This window comes from Streptomyces spongiae (genome assembly GCF_009377185.1).
Lineage (GTDB): Bacteria > Actinomycetota > Actinomycetes > Streptomycetales > Streptomycetaceae > Streptomyces > Streptomyces spongiae.
In genome coordinates this window covers 1-2,863 of record NZ_VJZC01000885.1, presented here as the reverse complement: position 1 = coordinate 2,863, position 2,863 = coordinate 1, and the positions used below count along the sequence as shown (strand labels likewise).

General features: G+C 70.8%; 3 protein-coding genes. 1 reads left to right on the top strand and 2 read right to left on the bottom strand.

The window, feature by feature from the left end; genetic code table 11:
- Positions 1–39: 39 nt before the first annotated feature.
- Positions 40–798, bottom strand: coding sequence for an LOG family protein (locus FNH08_RS48210; protein ID WP_152778228.1), 759 nt, complete (start codon positions 796–798; stop codon positions 40–42).
- 108 nt (positions 799–906) lie between these two features.
- Entirely contained in the window at positions 907–1,986 is a 1,080-nt protein-coding gene (dapE, locus tag FNH08_RS48205) for a succinyl-diaminopimelate desuccinylase (RefSeq protein WP_152778227.1), read from the bottom strand.
- Between the two features lie 140 nt (positions 1,987–2,126).
- On the opposite strand from dapE, the gene FNH08_RS48200 reads away from it, so the two are divergent.
- Positions 2,127–2,863: heavy metal transporter (locus tag FNH08_RS48200; RefSeq protein WP_322726616.1), on the top strand; the 737-nt coding region annotated here is incomplete at its 3' end.

The window sequence follows — 2,863 nt, the reverse complement described above, 5'->3', positions numbered from 1 at the left end:
GGGTAGGGGCGGCGGGGGCGAAACCAACCCCCCGTTCTCCTACCGGCCCGCCTCCTTCGACACCAACGCCACCGCCTCGTCCACGTCGTCCGTGAGGTGGAACAGGAGCAGGTCCTTCTCGGAGGCCTTGCCCTGGGCGACGAGGGTGTTGCGGAGCCAGTCGACGAGGCCGCCCCAGTACTCGGTGCCGAAGAGGACGATGGGGAAGCGGGTGACCTTCTGGGTCTGGACGAGGGTCAGGGCCTCGAAGAGTTCGTCGAGGGTGCCGAGCCCACCCGGCAGGACCACGAATCCTTGTGCGTACTTGACGAACATCATCTTCCGGACGAAGAAGTAGCGGAAGTTGAGGCCGATGTCGACGTAGGGGTTCAGACCCTGTTCGAAGGGGAGCTCGATACCGAGGCCGACCGAGATGCCCTGCGCCTGGAGCGCACCCTTGTTGGCCGCCTCCATGGCACCGGGACCGCCACCGGTGATGACGGCGAAGCCCGCTTCGACCAGGCCACGCCCGAGAGCGACTCCCGCCTCGTACTCGGGAGAGTCCGAAGGAGTCCGTGCCGAGCCGAACACACTGATCGCGGGCGGGAGTTCGGCCAGCGTGCCGAAGCCCTCGATGAACTCCGACTGGATGCGCAGGACCCGCCAGGGATCGGTGTGGACCCAGTCGGAGGGACCGCCCGCGTCCAGCAGCCGCTGGTCCGTCGTGCTCGCCTGCACCTGACCGCGCCTGCGCAGCACGGGACCCAACTGCTGCTCCTCCGGTGGCTGCTTCTTGCCCTCGGGGTTACCGGTAGCCATGTGCGCTCCCTCCGCCGTGCCGGGTCGTTCCACCTCAGCGTAGATCCACGAGGGTTACGGACGGGGGACCTGCGCATGTCCGCCGTGAACCGCCGCACCCCACAATCGTCAGGTCGTCAGCCACTCCCTCAGGCGCTCCTCCCCCGCGAGGATCTTCGCCGTCTCCACCCGCTCGTCGCGCTTGTGCGCCAAGTGCGGGTTGCCGGGGCCGTAGTTGACCGCCGGGACGCCGAGCGCGCTGAAGCGGGACACGTCCGTCCAGCCGTACTTGGGGGCCGGGGTGCCGCCGACCGACTCGATGAAGGCGGCGGCAGCCGGGTGGGAGAGGCCCGGGAGCGCCCCGCCGCTGTGGTCGTCCACCACGAACTCCTCCACCCCGCAGTCCGCGAAGACCTCGTGGACGTGGGCCAGCGCCTCGGCCTCCGTGCGGTCCGGCGCGTAGCGGAAGTTGACCGTGACCACGCACTCGTCGGGGATCACGTTGCCGGCCACGCCGCCGGAGATGCCGACCGCGTTCAGGCCCTCCCGGTACTCCAGGCCGTCGATCACCGGGTAGCGCGGCTCGTACGCCGCCAGCCGGGCCAGGATCGGGGCCGCCGCGTGGATGGCGTTGGAGCCCATCCAGCCGCGCGCCGAGTGCGCCCGCTCGCCCTTCGTCCTCAGCAGCACCCTCAGGGTGCCCTGGCACCCACCCTCGACCTGGCCGTCCGAGGGCTCCAGGAGGACCGCGAAGTCGCCCTCCAGCCAGTCCGGGTGGGCTTCCGCCACATGCTTCAGGCCGTTCAGATGTGCGGCGACCTCTTCGTTGTCGTAGAAGACGAAGGTCACGTCGCGGTTCGGCTCCGGGACCGTCGCCGCGATGCGGAGCTGGACCGCCACCCCCGCCTTCATGTCGCACGTGCCGCAGCCCCACAGCACGCCGTCCTCGTCCAGCCGCGACGGCACGTTGTCCGCGATGGGGACCGTGTCGATGTGTCCGGCGAGGATCACGCGCTCGGCGCGGCCCAGGTGCGTACGGGCCACGACGTTGTTGCCGTACCGGTCGACCGTCAAGTGCGGCAGAGCGCGCAGCGCGCCCTCGATCGCGTCCGCGAGCGGCTTCTCGCTGCCGCTTTCGGAGGGAAAGTCCACCAGCTGCGCGGTCAGCAGTGCGGCGTCCAGCGTGAGGTCAAGCGGGGTGTCGGCCATGCCGTCGACCCTAACGCGCCGCGGAGCGCGCGCCGGCCGCCACCCGGAATACGTCCTTCCGCGGCTGGATCTCGCCACCCCAGCCCCAGTACTCACAGACGCACACCTGACTGACAGGTGTCTCCGATAAATTCGGAGGCGTGCCAGAGCTGTCCCCTCCCCCTCGTCGCCGCCGTGGCCGCCTCCTGCGCCGCTGGTCCGCGTTCACCGTCCTTCTCGCGCTCGCGGGATACCTGACGATGCAGTACCTCACCGGCGGCTCAGGAGCCCCCCGGTGCGAGGTCGTGTCGGGCAAGGGCGACGGAGCGTCGTACGAGTTCACACCGGAGCAGGCCACGAACGCCGCGACGATCTCGGCCGTGGGCACCTCGCGCGGCATGCCCGAGCGGGCGGTGACCATCGCCCTGGCGACCGCGCTGCAGGAGTCGGCGCTGCGCAACATCACGCACGGCGACCGGGATTCGCTGGGCCTGTTCCAGCAGCGCCCTTCGCAGGGCTGGGGCACGGAGAAGCAGATCATGGACCCGGTGTACTCGGCGGGCGAGTTCTACGAGCACCTCGCCAAGGTGCCCGGCTACTCGCGGCTGCCGCTGACCGTCGCCGCCCAGCGGGTGCAGCGCAGCGGCTTCCCGCAGGCGTACGCGAAGCACGAGCCGGACGCCACGCTGCTCGCCGCCGCCCTCACCGGCCGCTCGGCGGCCACCCTGACCTGCGAAGGGCGCCCCGGAGCGACGACGGAGGGAGGCCCGGACGCGGTGCGGGCCGCGCTCGTCCGGGACTTCGGCCGCGGCGTGCTGCCGGCGACCCCGACGGAGACGCAGTCCACCGATTCCTCGAACACCGCCAAGCCCCCGAACGCCTCCCGAACCGCCAACGC